Source organism: Leuconostoc citreum (assembly GCF_004354555.1).
In the GTDB taxonomy this organism is placed as follows: Bacteria; Bacillota; Bacilli; order Lactobacillales; family Lactobacillaceae; genus Leuconostoc; species Leuconostoc citreum.
On the sequence record NZ_PUFH01000005.1, the window covers coordinates 321,685 to 340,524 of the forward strand.

An 18,840-nucleotide genomic window follows, 5' to 3' on the forward strand; every position below is an offset into this window, starting at 1 on the left:
AGCGAAAAGCCTATTAAATCAGCAACAAGACGCATTATTACAATAAGATTACAGAATCACCGGTTTTGGTACCATTCTGTGCATTTCGTAACTAATTAGAAAACATGGTCACGTTTTTTGATTTCAATTCTAAACTGTTTTTGATACATGTTAAGTCCCTAATTGTAGATTAATCCCAAAAGACCACATGCTTGCTTCCACTATTTCTTTTTTCGAGTAGCCATATCAAATTTAAACTGCGGTGAATGCCAGTCCAAAACTTTCATTGGTTTGCTGTTGATTTCTTTCATAACAGCGTCAATGCTCATTTGTAGTTTACTAGAAAACGATGTCCCCTTCGGGTAGTATTCTCTAATTCGGCTATTGCGTTCTTCATTTGAACCGCGTTGCCATGGTGCAAACGCATCAGTAAAGTATATTTGTTTCCCGTGCGCATGTGTAATATTCATCACGTTTCCGATATTTGTAAACTCATTACCGCGGTCAAATGTACAACTTTTAACATAATTTCCATATAAGCTGAAAAAATAGTTCATGGCTGCGTTTATGGATTTGTTTGTTTTACTTCTCGATTTCACTGCAACCAAATAACGTGTTTTTCGCTCTAAAAATGTCAACAATAACGAATCACTTCCTCTCGGACCTTCAACGCCATCTATTTCCCAATGCCCAAATTCTGTTCTATTCTCAATTTTTTGGGGACGCGATGAAATGTGATGCAAGCTAAAAACCTCACGCTCAGTTTTTACACCATGATATTTCTTTTTCTTTAAGCGATACTTTTTTGGCTTATACCGTAAATAACCATCTTTCGCATAATTATAGAGTGTATTTGTGGTGTATGGCACCCTTGTTCCCAGGGCAACTTGTTCTAATGACCAATTTTTCTCTAGATAGCCATTAATGACCTTTTGCCAATGACGAGTCAGCCTGACTTTTCTTCTTGAAGCGGATGAACGTCTACGCCTTGAATGCACTTCTGCCCAATCTGCGTTGTATGGAAATATTTTGGTATTATTGGTGACATCAGGGCGCATGGTATTTCTTTTAATTTCGTTATGAATTGTTGATATGGAGCGATTTAACCTTTCTGCAATAGCTGCGTATGTATATCCCTCTTCTCTGAGTGTCTCGATCTTTTGTCGCTCACGATAACTCAGTTGTAAATATTTTCTCCCCATTATGATGCTCCATTTCAATCAGAAAATCTTGGTTTGAAACACAAGACTCCTTGTAGAGTAACTCAAACCAACTACTTTAAAAATAGGTTATGACCTTGTCATATAGACGTATATCCGTATGTTATGGGTATAAGATGATGTAATGATATATACGGACATAAGTATGTTATGAGTATAAGATGATGTATTGATAGATGTACGTATATATGATGCATCATTCAATTCTGCATGTTCATTCCAGTCTACAATTTCTATTTATATTACACAAGACAATAATTAAAAATAGCCAAAAAAAACCATACCTGAAAAGATATGGTTTTTTGCTAAAAATTGAATGCTCAGTTGATTAATAGTACCAATTATCAAAGCCTGGCAAGCCGTCATAACCTCGTGACAGCGTTGAACCTGAAATACCACCAAACATAAATGGGTCATACTGGTCTTCGACATAAGACGTTGTGTGCCACTTAGGATCAGTCACATAATGTCCGCCTTGGTGGAAGTTGATGAATTTGACCGTATTGCGGTGCACCCAACCCACATTGGTTAAGTGGACCCACTCTTGAATGGTGTCTTTGCCACGTTCGCCAACGGAAACAACCTTGTCGACGTCGTATAATTTATTCCCTAAACTAGACACGCTACGCATGTACTGGCTGTTATCTAAGCCATAAGGGCGCGTCCAAACATCACCCACATTACTTTTGATTTGTACTTTGTAAGTATGATTAGTCGTATTTGCTAACTCTATGGCTTTTGTATTTTTCATCTCCAAACATCTTGCATCAACCCATGAAAATTCATTGACGTTATCCAAAGGACTGATACGCGACCAAGTAATGCCATTCTTATCGACGAACGAACCAGACACTTTAACTGCCTTGCCATTATAAGGGTTTAAACTACCCACGATACCTGAATAACCACCAAAAGTGACATCTTTATCGCGTCCCCAGTCATTGCTAAAGCGGTTATCCCATGAATTGGTTGAATGAACGATTGCTGACTGGCTTTGCTTAGTAATAAAGGCTTGGTCGTTAGTATAATATTCAACACTTCCAACATCATTTGATTGGGTTAATGTGTTTGAGTCAACGAAACCACGTTGGCCATGAAAATTGATTTCAACCCAAAGGACACCACTATCCGTATCTTTATATGCACTGTACCCAGCGACTTTTTGTCCTGCAATATCGCGAACATTACCTAAATAACTGGCACCATTTTGACCATAAGGACGTGTCCAAACGCCACCGTCTTTACCCTTAGTAGGTATTTGCACATCAATATTTTTAACATAAGTTTGCCCTTGGTTATTATCTGCGGCAACTGATTGCGCCCCAATTGCGCCACCTAAACCTACTGTTGCTAGTACCGCTGCGCTTAGTAATAATGTTTTAATCGTCATGTTACTCTCCTAGTAATCTTTTATTTTTGGGCTTCCCACCCCATTCGGTTACGGCTGAGCCTGGGTAACGTCCAACTGATGGTTTAAATTATTTATTAAACCATTTCTTAATTGGCTTCCAGAAAATTAATAAGCCAACAACAAGACTGACAGCTGCCAATGAAGCATACAGCAGACCCTTTGGCTTTTCACCATAACTTGTATTTGGTGTCTTAGGTGTTTCTGGTGTTGATGGTTTTTCTGGCGCTTTTGGTTGATCACCAGTCTTGTTTGCCACTTCATTACTTTGATACGATCCATCGTTTAACAAGAGGTTATATTGGTTTTTAATTGTTGCGTTAGCCTTATTGGCTTTCACATGAACCATGATAATTGGTAGTTCTTGCACGACGTTCTTAGCTTGGTTAATTTGCTTCAGGTAGTCCTCGCTAACTTTTGCTGTGAATTCATGCGTTTCTTTGTTGAAATCAAAGGTCACAAATTTGCTCAGATCAGTTTTTCCATCTTTAGTGGTGACTGTCGCTGATTCGTAATCCACTTCAACTGGTAATTTATCTGAATATGTCAGTGAGGTGACATCAGTGGTTCTGTCCTTTGGCAAAGCGTCTGCACGCAAAGCATAAGTCAATTTATCCCCAACTTTAACTTCCTGCTTATCAATTGATTTTGCGTTGGCATCATTCGTCTCATCTGCTTTAACGTCTTTTGTTGGCGTTGGTAGATCAAGTAATGTTGTGAGTTGTTGCGTTGCGGTTTCGGACTGAGGCTTTTCAGGCTCAACAACATTCTCAGGTGTTGGCTTAACTGGCTTTGTTGGTGGTGTTGGTTTCACTGGTCTTGGGTTAAAAGCCACATCATCAAAGTTCATAAAGTGATTGTTATCAATGTCGGCTGCCTCACCATTTGTTGTGTTCACACCACCCCCGTAAAAAGTGGGTTGCGTCGTCGTGAATTCACCAAACGTGACACCAACCATTTGAGCAAAGTTTTCGGGGTCCTCATCAGCGCCCTTACCACTCTTTTTGGATTGCTCATCTTGTGCCTTTGTGGCTTCTGCTGTTTTATCAGCTGCTACCGCATAATAGGAAGTAATCCCATCTTGAGGGGCGCCTTTGATATTGCTGACAAATGACTTATTGCCAATATAGGCATTTTTGGCATCATTAGTTTGAATATATTCATTAGCTTTTCCTGAACGATGTGGGGTCAACGAACCACCCAAGAAGAACAACTTACTGTCCTTATTCGCGCCATTCAACTCATCAAGTGATAGTTCTTTGCCGTCATCACTCCAATTGAAGCGCAGTTGGAATTTGTAGGATGCGTGAGCAATATTGAAATTATCAATCAGGTTGTTTGAGATCGCTACGGATGGCTTTTGATCACTTGTACCAGTGAACTTAGTTGGCGTTAAGGCAATGGTGACATTGGCTTTTCGACCACCAACCGTGACAGAATTTTTATAGGTCTTCGTCAGTGTTTTGCCAATAATATCATGACCGGAAAAGACCGCAACACCAGTGGACTCACCTAGCCCCCAATAATCTTGGCCATCAAAGGACATGATTTTGCCACCATCATAAGCTGTTTTACTGAAATTGGGCTTATCTTGGAAGGTTTGCTTGGGCTTAATGTCCCCTTCAACGTCAGAATTATCAACTGGTCTGGTTTTATCCATTTTCATGGCTTGATCAGTGTCAGAAGTGTTAGATTGCGTTTTGCCATCTTCATTTTCGTGAGTTATCGTATCAGCTTCGTACTTCTTGAGGTCATCATCATATTTTGTCATGTCCTTTTGATGCTGCGCTTCGTCTACTTTGTACTGCTCTGTGTCTTTTTGATACTTGTCATCAGCGGCCTGATTAGCTGCCTTGACCTGGTCAGCTTTCGCTTTCTTGTCATTGTAGTCCGCATCAGCTTTTTTCTGTTTTTCCACAGCTGCTGTGATAGCCTTGATTTGCGAGTCGTAATCTTCTGCGATTGCTTTTTGATTCCTTTCCAAGTCAGTAGACTTTGAAGTGATCACTTTAGGGTCTTTAGTGGTGACCTTAACGCCCGCGGCCTGCGCCTGCTTGACCGCATCGTCAAGTTTACTGTGATCAACGGCGACATCAATGCCTTTATTTTTGTCGGCTGTTGATGCACCTTGAGATGTGTTGTCATCGGCGCTAATAGACGCCACACCTGTAATCATTGGCAGCGAAACCCCCGCTAGCATCACGGCAGTACGCCAGTTCTTTTGTAATTTTGTCTTCACTACTGTTTTGTTTGTCATGCTATTTTCCTTCACTTTCACTGTAATTGTTGTTTGATTTTAGTATCTATTTCATTGAGTGGTTTTTGATTTACGAGTTGGCCAGTCAGCACGATGCGCTTATCAGCTTTAAAGTTGGTATAGCCGCTGCGCTTAACCTGTGCCCAGAAGGCATCATCTTCAAGACAAGCGACCAAATTGATTGTTGATTTGGACGTGCTTGATTGGGTTAAACTAGCTTCGTAATTAGTAACAGAAATACCGTAATTTAACTTGATCACATGGTACTCGTAAACAGAACGACCATCAGATAAATATATCGATTGATTCATCACTTTTTTTTCAGACATATTTTGCAATGCACTGAATTTTGTTGGTTTGTATGGCCATAAAGCATTATAGTCACCCATATTATGACCGTAGATTGATATATTGGCTTGCCCAAAAACTTGATGTGGTGCGTTAATCCCAACACCAATAGCCAGTACATGATTACTCGTCCCTTCATACACGGGCTCGCTAATCTGATAGCTCGGCATGGCGACATGTCCACGTAATATTTCTGGTTGTTTACTTGCGGCCAACTTCAGCATATGTTCTTTGGATATCAAACCACCTTGCCCAGAGTAATCAGGGGTAACCCTTTCCTGCTGGCTCACTTTGGCAACATCCACGGCTGGCACCGCTTTTGTAATTGAGCCACTATGAGATGCCTGAGATTTACCTGGATGCTTTTTAATCGTTTTACTCAACTGAGCCGCAGTCTGCCACTGTGAGTGATTACCATAAATCGCACAGATAGCAATGAAAGTCAGTGCAGGGACTAGCAAAACAGCTATTTTGAGCAATTTTGTTGGTAACTTTTTAGCTTTGACACGATGTGTTGTGTGTTGCTGCAATTGTTGTTGATTTAATCCCACAAGACCACCTACTTAATCCATTGGCACGTTATAGTTATAACCGTCATGGAAGACTGTGATGGCTTTGTCTTGAATTGACACAATTTTAGCCGTCACCGCCGCCCCGTTGATGGTCACAGGTACATCTTGACCAATATGAAAGCGAGTTAAAAGTGGATTATTTGCCGCTTGGTTGTCGTTCTTTGAAACAGATGAACTTACACCTGAAGAATTAGAACTGGCAGATTGTGTTTTTATTTTACTATTGGTGTTACTGGATGCTTCAAGTTTGGATGAAGTCTGAGCAATGGTTGCCTCAGAAGGAACTGTTGCGTTTTGTGCACTACGTGTTGGCACGTTTTGATGTTGTGCCATGACATAACCACCAATACCAGCTGTTGTTATCGCTGCTGCTGATAACAAGCCAATTAATATTGGTTTCCAAACTGGCAACTTTTTAACTTCTGTCACTGGTGGCGTTTGCATTTGATGAGACAAAATATCTAATAGCCGATCATTAGTCTTTTCATCTGTACTTGAATGATTTTTTTCTGCTAGTGCCTGAGTAAGCTTTGCTTGTAATTCTGTCAATGCTTGATTACTAGTCGCATCTTTTGCTTTTAACTGACTCTCCAACTCATTATTTGCTGTTTTTAAGACTTGAATTTGCTTTTCTAGTTCACTCAAGCTGCCTTCTTGGACACGCGCTGCCGCTAACTTTGTCGCATTTAAGACAGCCTCGTCATGCTGCTTCTGATAAAGAGTTGCTTGTTTTTCAAGGCCGTTAGCCAAATTAGCTTTCATATCCATAAGCGACTGCATATTCTTAGTCAATAAATCATCGCGCAAGGCTGTTAATTGCGTCATGGCATCTTCTTCAGCTTGCTGAGCTAACTTGGCCATATCTTCTGACAAAGAAGCTTGAAGACTGTTTGCGAGTTCTTTTGAACGTTCAGTATACCAGTCATCAATTTCTTGATTTACTGAGACTTTCAATGATTCAATGTCACGAACATAAGACCCTTTCAAAGAAACGAGTGTTTGCTCATGGCGGGCATTTTCATCACTTATTTCAGAATCAAAACCAGCTCTTCGAGCGGCCTGTGCTCGATTAAAACGTTCCTCGTAGACTACTGGTCGTTCAGTTGCTAACGTGTCATTAATTGCGCTGAGAACATCAGTTTGTTGCAAGGCTTGCAAGCGTTCTTTCTTGTTCTCATTTAAGCGATGTAACAAGTCAGCTAAGGTTTTACGAACTTTTTTGGTGTACATGGTGCTCGTCTCGTCCAAGAATGTATTGGCCTTGCGACGTTCCTGATTAAGTTGCGATTGCACGTATTGCTCATTAACAGGTGCTACCTCTTGTAAGTCTTTCGAAACATCAAACCCCTTTGGTTGTAATTTAACCTGATCAATGAGTTTCTGAGCTTCAGAGAGACCTTTCACCAAAGTAGGTGGTGTTTTGACGTTCGCCTCTTTGCTATGTCCGATTACGGGGACCACAGTAGATTGTGGCGCAGGTGCTTTCGGCTTTACAGGTACACTAGGTGTGACAGGCCCATTAGCCTGTTCTTTAACTTCCACATGATCTACTAACTTACCGTTGTCAGATGGTTGTCTTGTTTCAGTCCGTTGGATCACAAATTTTTTGGCTTCAACGGTAATGATTTCTCCGTCTTCCTGAGCTTGACGATACTGTTGTGCATCAGGTAGGACAGGCATATCGTTAACTGCCAATTTGGTATTTTCAAGCACAGCCTCAAGAAAAGGTGTCAAGGCATCAATAATTGTGTCATAGTCAGTCTCTTCGTCTTGTCTCACTGACGCTGCATTGAAAATGTGTTCAGCAGTCGCCACAGCAATGTTTTCAAAGGCTGGTGTAATTTCAGCATTATCCCAACTCAAACCAGTTGGCTCGCTACGACCTTTGTGGTCTTTTTCAAAATAAGTAATGTTACCGATTTTGAAATTACGGTTGCTCGCTCGTACAATATCGTTAGTTAGCAAAAACAAGAATTGTTGTAAGTCAGCTAAATTAGCGTTTGGCCAAGTTGACACCAAATCACCAGATTTCTCTGCCAAGCTTTGCACCAAGTCTTCATTAAAATCTAGTGTATTTTCATCAATGCGGGCATAATAGTTTGTCTCAATGACAGTTTCCTTTTTTCTAAATCCAAACATGTGCGCTCCTCTTCCCTATTGTTTTAGAATGGCCAAGTGATGAAGTTACCACCACCAGCAGAAGTAATTACCCCGTAAATCCAAGTGATAATCATACCTGTTAAGCAACCAACAACAATACCAATTAAGGTTTTGAGCAGTCGGCTTTGGCCTTTTTCATGCAAGCGTTGACTACCACTGGACATCATGATGCCGGCGACTAACAAACTGATTCCACCAACAATAATTAGACCAATAAACAGGAATTTGGCTACATCCGTACCAGTTGATTTAGCAGCATCGCCAACGTCGGCAGATGCAACAATGGGCATCAGCATGGATAATGATGTCCCGAATGCGACAGACAAGGATTGTGTTTTTGATTTTAAAACACCACCCCATCTGGAGAAAGAATATTTTGACTTTTGCATAAGAAAAGCCCCCTTTTTTATAGTTTGTGTCCGAAACACACGCATACTATAACAAGGGAGCTGAATTTAACAAAAAGTGAACCGAAAAAAATACTGATAGAATATAGCTTTGCTAGATACTCTCAGTATTCTCTGATAAAAATTAATTAAAATAAAAAACGATGTGTCGTTCCTGTTTTGGCCAGCTGGAACAAATCAAGTTAAAAATAAGTTTTATTTTGTGTGATTACTTCTATTTCAATAATTAGAAGGAACTCCAATTTTCTGAAAAATGACAAAGTATTCAGATGATTGGATTAGTGTTGTTTAATTTGACTTCCTATTTTGAATTGATAATTATATTCATGAATGAATTTTTGTGCTTGAAAATAGTGATGAAGCACTAATTTTGCTAGCCTGTATTATATTAACTACAACTGGTATGAGTTTTGTTTAAGGTTATCTTTAAAATGTGAAACAGTATTATTCCATGTTTCATAAGTATCATTCATAAGTAGTTTTTTATCTATATTTTTGTATCGGCTATTAGGTTGACACGGAATAGTCAGCATGTGCCCAGCATTTTCAACATAATTTGAATTAAATTGATGTTGAAAATTATATTTAGCTAATCTTTTTTGAATTCGTTTGCTTGCCTCTAATGCGTTCCAAATTTCATCTTTGGATGATGCAATGCATAGAATATTACCATTAATTTTTTCAACAGGAATCTCACAAGAGCTATTTTCATTAATTAGTGGAAAGTCTTTATGAGTGATTTTGGAAAGAAAGAAGGTTTTAAATGAAAAAGGAAAATAGTTGATATTTTTACCTCTATAAGACCACGATGAAGTCCTTGTTGGAAATCCTTTATTGCTAATTCCTTCGTAAACAACATTTGATGGTGAGTTAACTACAACACAATTAATTTCACTGAAATAGCTTGCTGCAAGTAGAGCGAATTCTGCTCCTTTTGATCGGCCGTAAATACCAATATGCTTACTATCAATCATTTTTTGAGATTTAAAAAACGATATGGAATCTTCAATTATTTCTAATGGAATCCGACTTAAATCTTTTGTTAAATTTCCTATTCCAAAATAGCCGATTGCTAGTGTTGCAAATCCGTGGTTAGCTATCAATTGTGCTATTGCTTGCGCTTTTTCGATTCCTCCTTCACTACCGCTTAGTATTAAAATTGCAGGTAGATTGGTTTCATTTTCTGGGTAAAAAAATCTTCCTTGAAAGGTATTACTCTCTACTAGTTTATGTTTAATATTTTTATTTACGAAGAATCGCTTAATCCGGCATTGATCTAGAATTTCTCCATCAAGTAACGCAGTAATTTCAAAAACACAAAACTCATTGAAAGATGTTTTATTACTTTTTTGTTCCTTATTAAGAAGATTCTTTTTGGAAGGGATTAAAAAAGTTAAACACCCCATAGGATAGACTCCACTATAAGTACCAGCTAAACTAGGAAAAGTATTCAAATCAATCAAGCCATCGCTATTACTTCGAAACGTATTTTTAGATTCCCATTTACAGTTCTTGCTTATTTTTTTAGGTGCATTAATACAATAGTATGGTGTTACTGTACGTACTACTATTTCAACTTTAGTTAGAGGAGGCAATTTTTCAAGTTGCATCTTAATGATCTCATCAACCGCTGAAGAATTTTTTTGAATTTTAAAATGTTTCATACTATTTATCACCCTTCATACTTTCTTTTCTCCAAGGCAAAGAATTCCAACTACCTTCAATGTCATCCAGTAGTTTAATTACCAGGTTGCGGTCTTCATCAGACAATTCATTTACAATATTTTGTAAATTATTTTCTAAATATTTTTGTTGCTCTTGATGTTTTTCAAAAATAGCTTGACCTTCATTTGTTAAATATAATGCTGATTTTTTTGTATTTGATTCTAATCGTTGTTTTTTAATAATTCCCCTTGATTCTAGTTTGCTAGTTAATTGTGATGCTGCACTAGTCGATATTTTTCTTTTAGAAGCTAATTCATGAAGACTGATATTTTTATTTTTACCAATCGTAACAATCGTATGAACTTCTGCAGTATTAAATCCATCAATAACGTGTTGGTCAGTTTTCGAATTCTCATATTCAGTCATAAAGTGACTAAAATGATCTAAAAAATTATTTGCAAGCATATGTGTATCTCCTATCAATAGTTAAGTCACTTAACATTGTAACATATTAATTAAGTGACTTAACTATTATTTTGACGGACAGGAAATATATTATTGTGATATATCTATTTATCCCAATCCGTATTGCTCGGCTTCAGAATTAAAATTTAAAAAATTGCAAAAATTATGAGATTAGTAAAGTTTTTGACAAAACGAAAATACAATCACTTTCAGATTGCTTTGAGAAGAAAATATCGTTTACCTCTATAAAAATCAGAGTGATAAACAAAATTTTGGCTACATCTGACCTTGTTGATTTAGCAACATCGCCAACGTCGGCCGAGGCGACATTGTGCATCAACATGGATAATATGTCCCGAAGACGACAGATAACGGTTTGGTTTTTGATTGTAAAACCTGACCATATCTGGAGAAATAATGATTTGACTTTTTCATAAGAAAAGCCCACTTTTTATAGTTTGTGTCCGAAACACATGCATACTATAAAAAGGGAGCTGATTTTCACAAAAATTGAACTGCTAAAAGTTTAGTTAAAGACACTAAAAATAGAGGGTGCCAAACAACCTCTTATACTTTGATTGAATTTCATATAAATAAAAAAGATGTGAGTACAATTGACACACATCGGTATGAAAATACTTTTTTTAGCCATTTTCTTATTCAATTTATTTTTAAAAATTAACGAGTAGTTCTGAAGTTTCGAGTGCCTCTGCGATTGGAAATTGATGGCCATAGGGCAAATAGATTACTGAATATATTTCTTGTTCGGGCGGTAAATATATTTTGTCTGCTTTCCCCCAAAGAATAAATGTTTTGGAAGGCAATGTGTACCAATTAATTTTGCTAGATTGGTGCGTAATTAAAGCCATTAGATTCGCGTTAGTTGATAATATTCTGGGACTAGATAGACTTTCGTACATTCTCTGGCTAAAGTGCCGTTGTACTTTTGCTTCCCCATCTATAAATGAGCCACTTTTTGTCAAATATTTGTTGATAAATTTTCGGGACATATGCCTTAGAATTTTTTTTAATATTTTAGAATGTTCTGTTATTGCTTTAATATGCCAACCACTGTTTACTTTACGGGTAAGTGGTTGTAGTAAAATGAGTTTTGAAACTAACCCAATATTTTTTTCAGCAACTTTAGCAGCCAAATTAGCGCCTACTGAATGGCCAACGAAGTTAATTGGACCACCAATATTATTTATTATTTTTTCAATCTGAGAGACGTAACTTTCAATTGTTGAATCCTCAGTTAATGCTGGAGAATGCCCCAACCCAGGCAAATCGATAACATATACAGGGTTACCTGTTTTTTTATGAATTTCAAGTGCGAGAGAAGTGAAATCAATAGCATCACTAAACAAGCCATGAACAATAATCCAAGGTGTACCATACCCTTTTTTGCTAAAATATATTGTCTGATGGGAAACCTTACGTTCAAATTTGATGAGATGTGATTGATATGAATAGGTCAAACGATAATCTAAATCAGAAACAATATTTGGTAATAATTTTTCATCAAATATTTCATGGATATCGATTTTTTCTAAAAGTTTAGTTGTTTCGTAATTATCAAATGATTTTTTAGAAACGAAATTAATTGATCCAGTCGGTATTCTAAATAGTTTGGCCAAACCTAAATGCAAAGCTACTTTTATTATCGGAATTGAAATCTTCAATTTAGGTTTAAATACTTGCAGTTCCGTAGAGATAAGACGAGTCAATTGAGTCATGTTAATTGAATTCATTTTGTTCGGCGTAAATGAGTAAGTATTATTTTTTACATTATTTGATTGGGCAAGGTAAGCAATAGCATCGCCTAAAACAACATCAGAAACCATAGGTAACCAATATTTTTCCCCACCAGGAACAAATGGCATAAGTTTTCTACGACTCATGTTAACTAAATGGCCGAGACCCCCAACTTGTTCAGTTTCACCAGTCTCTTGACCACCGACCACTGTGCTTGGATTGATCACAGAGAGAGGAAATCCATTTTTTAAAGCTTGTTGACGAACGTATAAGTCAGCCAGAAACTTGTATCGTTCATATGCATTATCATTTTTCTTAAAACGTTTTGATTTCCAAACATCTTCAGTTGTTTCTGAGTTAGATTCATTAAATGGGCTCATGTAGCCAACTATATGTATAAAATGTTTTAAACCCTGTCTCTGCTGAATTAATTTTGCAAGCTCAATCATTGATTCAGCTCCCGTAGCAAACATGTTTTTTGCAGTTAAATCATCTAATTGAATATCCATTGTGCCACCAGCATGAATAATCACATCGGAATTTAACGGAATCTGATAATCGTTTTGTGATAAACCTAATTTTGGGGCGGTTAAGTCACCACTGATTATTGTAATGCGGTTCAAAAAATCTTTGTTAGCCCAAGACAATTGGTTCAAAATTTTTTTGGGGTTACGAACCAATAAAATAAAAGATGCTTCTGTGTTTGCAAAGGATTTTAAAATTTGTTTCCCAATTGCACCTGTACTGCCTGTGATTAAAATAGTGTTCATTCTTTCTCCTTTTAGTACTAATTAGTACTATTAAATTGCAAAACAAAAATGCATTAAACTAATAAAGCATTTTACAAAAGTTTTTTGCCGTTGTGATTATTTTGCTACTGTCTTGTGTGACTTCTGAAAGTAATAACGCGCCTTCCATGGTTGTCAAAAATAAACTGCCCATACTTTCAGCTGTAATTTTACCCTGGAATTCACCCTGGTCTATGCCCTGTTGAAATAATTCCACAAAAGCGGGTTCAAGTCTTGTGAAGAAAAAGGTTATCTTTCTTTTAGCATCGGTAGGTTCCATTGGGCTTTGCATGTATAGCGTAATAAACGGGCAACTTCCTTTATATTCGCGTTTTGAAATTTCCATAGAAAGTGAATTCAAGAAAGAAATTATTCGACTTTCGACGGAAAGAGTTTTAGCGTAAACGGCTTGCTCAATTAACTTCCGATAATATTCACTCCAATACTCAATAACAGCAACTAGAAGATCTTCTTTACTTTTGAAGTGATAATAAATATTTGATTTTGAAACCCCGCTTACCATACTTACATCATCCATGCTTGTGTATCCATACCCTTTATCAAAAAAGAGTTGAGCAGAGGTTTCAATGACAATTTTTTTATTCAAGGGTATTTTATGTTGATTTACTTTCATATTAGTACTATACCGTACTAATTATTTAAGGTCAATATTTTAAACCAAGTGATTGATATTTTATGTTTCTTAGCAAAATAAGGAGTGTTTTTTTGTCATAGCATCAACAATGGCGTCATGAAAAGTCAATATTATAAACACAAATATTTGAAAAAGAAGCGTAATCATAATTATGCACTTTATTTTATAATAGAGAACTGTTGCTTTGTAATTGGAAAGCCCCAATGCGATCTAATTGTGTAATGACATCTGTTTGTGTGTTGTAGCTGATGTTGTATACGAAACGTGTTGTGGCTTCGGGCTTGCCTTCATAATGGCTTTTGATGTAGACAACCACTTTTCCCTTTACGAGTTGATCTGTGACACTAGTAGGCATAAAGTCCATGTGATCATAGGCCATGATTACTTTTGTTTGCGTCATCATGCGATCAGTATCGGGTTTAAAATCTAAACTTTGGTTAACTACCTCTTGACTGACTAATGAACTCATAGCCTTTGCCTTACCATCAAATTCTTTTTGGTTTGCAATCGTCCAATCTAATGCATAAAGCTGATTTAATTTTTTGGTTGCAGCGGCAATGTTTGGCTGTTTATCATCAAGCGTTACATTAATTTGTTTGGTTGACTTCTGCTTGTCTAAACGCGCGGCACTAACCTTGACTTGATATTGATTAATAACTGACTGGGTAAAGTGATTAACGCCTGATAACATGCCCCACATCAAAAGTAAGCCGATTGGAATGCTCCACCACCATAAGTTTCTTTTGTACATATTCTATTTTTCCCCACTCCCTGAAGTATCGCGTACTTTTCCTACCTGTAACTCAGTAATTTGATTCCCCTGCATGTGCATCAATAAAGATATTTCTTGTTTCTTGCCGCTTTGCGTATAGCTTACCTGACCAAACCCAATACCTGTACCATCAGCTGACTTTGAATAGGTCATATCTTCTTCAAGAAGTTTTATGACTGGCCGGCCTTCATCCACATCACCACCAAAGGTTGCGCCCAGAAAAGCTGAGACAACCTTATCATTCGCTACCTTGCTTTTTGGGTCATTGATCTGTTGCTTTTTCAAAAGGTCAAACATTTCAACGATAAACTGATGACCTATTTTTTGGAAGTCATCAGTATTGCGTATGTCGCTTGATTCAACTTGCTCATAGGCTTTTGCTGCTTTTTGATTAGTTTGGGTCTGATGACTCAATTGTTTAATCTCAGTCTGTGAAGCTTTGATGGTATCGTTGTTCCTTTTTGCAGTAGCAACTGCGTCAATTAAACAAACAAGTGCTAAGAGAGTAATAAAGCCATAGACCATTCTGTATGTTCTTTTTTGCATCGTTTATTCCCCTGTCATTACACGTTTTACATCTTTTGCATGGGTTGACGTCGTGCTTTCAATCACTTGTGTACCTTCAAGGTAGATAATTGTTGGTACTTCCGTGACACCATACTTAATCATGAAAGTTTTAGCCTGATTGTTGTTGACGTTTGTCACAATGTAATTGATACGCTTGTGATTGGTTTTGATAGTTTGATTAACGAGTTCTCGAACGTTCTTACAATCAGAGCAACCAGGACGATGGAATATCAGCACTGTTTTTTGTTTGTTAGTGTCATCTAATTGATTGATTTTTTGACTGAAGTTTTTAGTATCAGGATAACCATTTAAGCTATATTTTTGATACAACAAACCACTGATCAACACAATTATCGACACGATGATAATAACTATAAGTGCTTTAATGCGTGTTTTCTTAATTCCTTTTGTCATCCTTTTTTCTCCTATTTTTTGTCAGAATCAAATGGGCCGTTAGGCACAACGACATTGGTCCCTACCTTTTGTGGTAGCTTAAGATAATCGCCAGGTGATTTTAAGCCGTTACTTTGTGGCGCCCAGCCAAATTGATCGTGCGTATTCACTGCAAAATGGACGTGAATACCAGTTGCCATACCAGTTTGACCTTGATGACTAATGTGTTGCCCGGCTTTGACCTTGTCCCCATTATTAACGACAATTGCTTCTTGAGTTGGCGCATGACCATAATAAGTGAAGACGTTGTCTGTGCATTTGATGACAAGCCAATTTCCACCGGTACTATCAGAACTTTTAGCGACAACCGTGCCATCATGAACCGCATAAACATTACCACCAGAACTAGACAAAGCATGATCAGTGGTTTGAAAATCAACACCATAATGAGTAGCTCCGGTTAAACCACCATAGTTTGGATAACCACCAGTAATGCTATATTGACCTTTTACCGGTAAACCGTTGTCATTAGAACTTAAACCTGAATCACAAGTGGCCTCTGATAAGCCACTGGTATTCGCATTAGTTGAATTATCACCTATGCCAGAATTATTGTTGCCGTGATCAAACACATTGATGCTGCCAGGAAAATCGAGAGCGAAAACCTTTTTGATTTCATTAGCCGTTTTCAATGTATCAGCGACTCTTCTTTGTGGGTCATTGACCCCCACGCCTTCAAATTTGGTGTCCCAAGCAACCAACGAACTATTGATATTATCAGCTGTTGCTAAATCAATCAAAGCCCCTTTATGGCTACTTTTTAGTTCATTAATGGCTAATTGCACTTGCGACTCGACATTATCCTGCGTATCTTTATAACGATCACCGTTAATACCACCAGCACCCCATTGCCAAATCCCTTTAACAGCACCGCCAGGATTAACGGCTTTAGGATTGAAACCACTTTCGCGTAATCCCACAGCTAGTGCTGCTGCGATGTTGTCACCTGACATGTGGAGTTCTTTTTGAAAACGATCAGCAGCATGACGCATAGCTTTGTAAGTATTTGAATTATGGTCTTGCCAATCACCGCCAATTCCTTGACCTGCTTCAGCCACGGTTTGATCATCATTGAAACACTCAGCATTTTGAGTCGAAAAAATCATGATAAACATCATAATTGCAGCGATTACGACGACAACAGCTGTTGCGATCAGTGTGCCATAAGCGTATAGTTTAAATTTTTTGTATCGCCACCAATTTTCAAACATGTCATCCTCCTATCCAGTGAGATAATAATTTGAGAATAGCCACGAAGACAAAACCACCAATCATATAGTAAATGACTTGATTTTGTACTGGACTCTTATGCTGATTCGCATAAAAGTTTTGCCATTGTTTTTCGGCTTGTTTAAGCATCTTTTGGCGATTTTCTTTAGCCTGTTTGAATAGATGTGGTAGTTTCATAGTTTATAGTCCTCCACCGAATAGGTTGATTTCTTCTTGGCTCAAGTCAACGTGCATAAATGTGGCTTGTTTGCCAATCAAATTCATTAAGAAATCCCCCTGAGATATATTTTGCAAAGCAGCTAATTGACCATCAGTAATATTATTTTCACTCACAACGGAACGCAATCTTACCGTGTCGGCTTTTGATAAACGGCCAATAATTTGCTTAGGGAAACGACCGAAAAAAGATGAAGCGGCACGACTAGCATCATTGTCTTGTGCTTGGCCAGTTGGAACAACGTTTTTAAGTCCTGGGAAAATCGCAATCATACCAAAGAAGTCTTTACCATGTTGTGCCATTAGGTTATCACCAAACGTAATCCCTAAAGCGTGTTTGGCATTGAAAATATCATCGGCTTCATCTTGTACCCACCAGAAGTATTGCGGGTATTTTTTGTGATAGGTATCGGATTGATTTGATACTTCCCCATTTTTAATCCGTTGACGCTGCACGGTGCCATTAATGGTGATGTAACTTTCCATAAGAGAAAGAATGGTGAAGTATTGGGCGTTGTAGAGGTCACTCTCCAAACGAGATAACCCACTTGTGTCAAAGCGGACAAGCTTTTCATCACTTAAATCAGGCATAGTGGTGATGCCATTGACCATGTCGCCATGATTCTGAATCAAACTACGGATAGTTGATAAGATGTTGTCCAATCTCTCAACTGCTGGTTGTGTCATATTGCGTGTCATCATGTTCTGAGTTTCTAAGAAGGTTTCAAAGTCCTCCATAATGGGGTAATCTTCATTACGCAAATTAATGACACGTAAATCTTGTGGGTTATCTTTTGGTGATGGTGACCACATGCGACGTTCAATATAGAAGTCAGTGATATAGTTGCCTAACATCTCTAATTCTTTTTTGTCAGCTTGCGGGTTCAATGTTGCGTAATAAGTGATGACTTTTGTCCGATGTTGGTTGAAACTCGCAATCACGTCAATGTTACCGTCAGCATCCAATACCGTACCAAAGACCTGCAATAAATTAATGATATTTTGGCTACCATCCAAAGTTAAAGTGACCCCGAAATAATAATTAACCAAGTCACGCCATTCGTTAGACTTATCGAATACCCATGCTTTATCACCTCTAGCTAGTAATGAAGGCAGATTCTTTTTTGCAAAGGCACTCTTACCGGAACGCTCACCACCGACAATCAAGTTATAAGCCGTCAATTGGGTGCGATGGTCATTGTAGCTTGGATCATACATGACTTCACCACGCTGAGTAGTTAAGCCAAGATATGTACCACGTGGGTGGGCAATAAATGTTTGATTGAAGGCATAAGAACCAGCTAAGGCGTAGGCTTTCATTGGAAAACCTTTGTCACGAATCGTATCGTTTTCAATAGCCATTGCTGGTTTGAAGAATTGTTGGAAATGTGTTAGCTGCTCCGAAGGATAAACTTTCATGCGATAGTTTGAAAGCTGTTGCTGGATTTCTTTCACACGACGACGTAACTCTTCTGGTGAAACATCCGAAACTAATAGCCTGACATAGACCCGTTTATAGATTTCACGACCATTACGTGCATCATCTAAATCATCCAAAGTAATTTGTGAGTCTTTACGAGCCTCCAAGGCATCACCCTGAGACGTTAAATCACTATTTGCTTTTGAACTATAAGCGTTCGTCGCACTTTCTAAAGCTTTCTGCACTTCAAATTTACTGTTCGTGCCAATCTTAATATCGACAATGGTATTTTTATGATTAATTAATTCTTTAAACCACCCAGCGCTTTGGGCTGTTTTTGGAAAATCGTAGACGTCAATAATCGCAGATGCTGTCATACCATCATCAAAATAATTTGTGTGAAAAGTCATACCGCTGGGGTTTTGAACTTCTTCAATGAAATCAAGGTTATAGCCTTGCGCTTTCCAAGCAGACCGTTTGGCATTATTAATACTCATTCTCAT

16 protein-coding genes are annotated in these 18,840 nt (G+C 37.9%); all 16 read right to left on the bottom strand.

What is annotated here, in order from left to right:
• Nucleotides 1–200: 200 nt before the first annotated feature.
• The 16 genes from C5L21_RS05970 to C5L21_RS06045 all read right to left on the bottom strand — a co-directional run bounded on the left by C5L21_RS05970 (nt 201) and on the right by C5L21_RS06045 (nt 18,840).
• A complete protein-coding gene (locus C5L21_RS05970; protein WP_133286154.1) occupies nt 201–1,181 on the bottom strand; it encodes an IS30 family transposase in 981 nt (326 codons plus the stop codon).
• A 346-nt stretch (nt 1,182–1,527) separates the two neighbouring features.
• A complete protein-coding gene (locus C5L21_RS05975) occupies nt 1,528–2,589 on the bottom strand; it encodes a GW dipeptide domain-containing protein (RefSeq protein ID WP_133286155.1) in 1,062 nt (353 codons plus the stop codon).
• An 88-nt stretch (nt 2,590–2,677) separates the two neighbouring features.
• Nucleotides 2,678–4,864 carry an LPXTG cell wall anchor domain-containing protein gene (locus C5L21_RS05980; protein ID WP_133286156.1) on the bottom strand — a complete coding sequence of 729 codons (2,187 nt, stop codon included), beginning with the start codon at nt 4,862–4,864 and terminating at the stop codon, nt 2,678–2,680.
• Nucleotides 4,865–4,881: 17 nt separating this feature from the next.
• A complete protein-coding gene (locus tag C5L21_RS05985; protein ID WP_133286157.1) occupies nt 4,882–5,763 on the bottom strand; it encodes a class A sortase in 882 nt (293 codons plus the stop codon).
• A 12-nt stretch (nt 5,764–5,775) separates the two neighbouring features.
• Nucleotides 5,776–7,923: a hypothetical protein gene (locus tag C5L21_RS05990; RefSeq protein WP_133286158.1), complete on the bottom strand. Its 2,148-nt coding sequence runs from the start codon at nt 7,921–7,923 to the stop codon at nt 5,776–5,778.
• 23 nt (nt 7,924–7,946) lie between these two features.
• Nucleotides 7,947–8,333, bottom strand: a complete 387-nt coding sequence (locus C5L21_RS05995) for a hypothetical protein (protein WP_133286159.1) — start codon at nt 8,331–8,333, stop codon at nt 7,947–7,949.
• 410 nt (nt 8,334–8,743) lie between these two features.
• On the bottom strand, nt 8,744–10,015 hold the full coding sequence (locus C5L21_RS06000; RefSeq protein WP_133286160.1) for an acyl-CoA thioester hydrolase/BAAT C-terminal domain-containing protein: 1,272 nt from the start codon (nt 10,013–10,015) through the stop codon (nt 8,744–8,746).
• Between the two features lies 1 nt (nt 10,016).
• The gene (locus C5L21_RS06005) at nt 10,017–10,481 is read right to left on the bottom strand and encodes a MarR family winged helix-turn-helix transcriptional regulator (RefSeq protein WP_133286161.1); all 465 of its coding nucleotides are present in this window, start codon (nt 10,479–10,481) and stop codon (nt 10,017–10,019) included.
• A gap of 671 nt (nt 10,482–11,152) precedes the next feature.
• A complete protein-coding gene (locus C5L21_RS06010) occupies nt 11,153–13,006 on the bottom strand; it encodes an alpha/beta fold hydrolase (protein WP_133286162.1) in 1,854 nt (617 codons plus the stop codon).
• Between the two features lie 58 nt (nt 13,007–13,064).
• Complete coding sequence (locus tag C5L21_RS06015; protein ID WP_133286163.1) at nt 13,065–13,658, bottom strand: TetR/AcrR family transcriptional regulator; 594 nt, start codon at nt 13,656–13,658, stop codon at nt 13,065–13,067.
• A gap of 184 nt (nt 13,659–13,842) precedes the next feature.
• On the bottom strand, nt 13,843–14,430 hold the full coding sequence (locus C5L21_RS06020) for a hypothetical protein (protein WP_133286164.1): 588 nt from the start codon (nt 14,428–14,430) through the stop codon (nt 13,843–13,845).
• A 3-nt stretch (nt 14,431–14,433) separates the two neighbouring features.
• Nucleotides 14,434–14,997 (bottom strand): hypothetical protein, encoded by a 564-nt coding sequence (locus C5L21_RS06025; protein ID WP_133286165.1) that lies wholly within the window; start codon nt 14,995–14,997, stop codon nt 14,434–14,436.
• A gap of 3 nt (nt 14,998–15,000) precedes the next feature.
• Complete coding sequence (locus C5L21_RS06030; protein ID WP_133286166.1) at nt 15,001–15,432, bottom strand: thioredoxin family protein; 432 nt, start codon at nt 15,430–15,432, stop codon at nt 15,001–15,003.
• An 11-nt stretch (nt 15,433–15,443) separates the two neighbouring features.
• Nucleotides 15,444–16,682 carry a phage tail tip lysozyme gene (locus C5L21_RS06035; RefSeq protein WP_133286167.1) on the bottom strand — a complete coding sequence of 413 codons (1,239 nt, stop codon included), beginning with the start codon at nt 16,680–16,682 and terminating at the stop codon, nt 15,444–15,446.
• A 1-nt stretch (nt 16,683) separates the two neighbouring features.
• The gene (locus C5L21_RS06040; RefSeq protein ID WP_133286168.1) at nt 16,684–16,878 is read right to left on the bottom strand and encodes a hypothetical protein; all 195 of its coding nucleotides are present in this window, start codon (nt 16,876–16,878) and stop codon (nt 16,684–16,686) included.
• A 3-nt stretch (nt 16,879–16,881) separates the two neighbouring features.
• Nucleotides 16,882–18,840, bottom strand: coding sequence for a type IV secretion system protein VirB4 (locus C5L21_RS06045; RefSeq protein WP_133286169.1), 1,959 nt, complete (start codon nt 18,838–18,840; stop codon nt 16,882–16,884).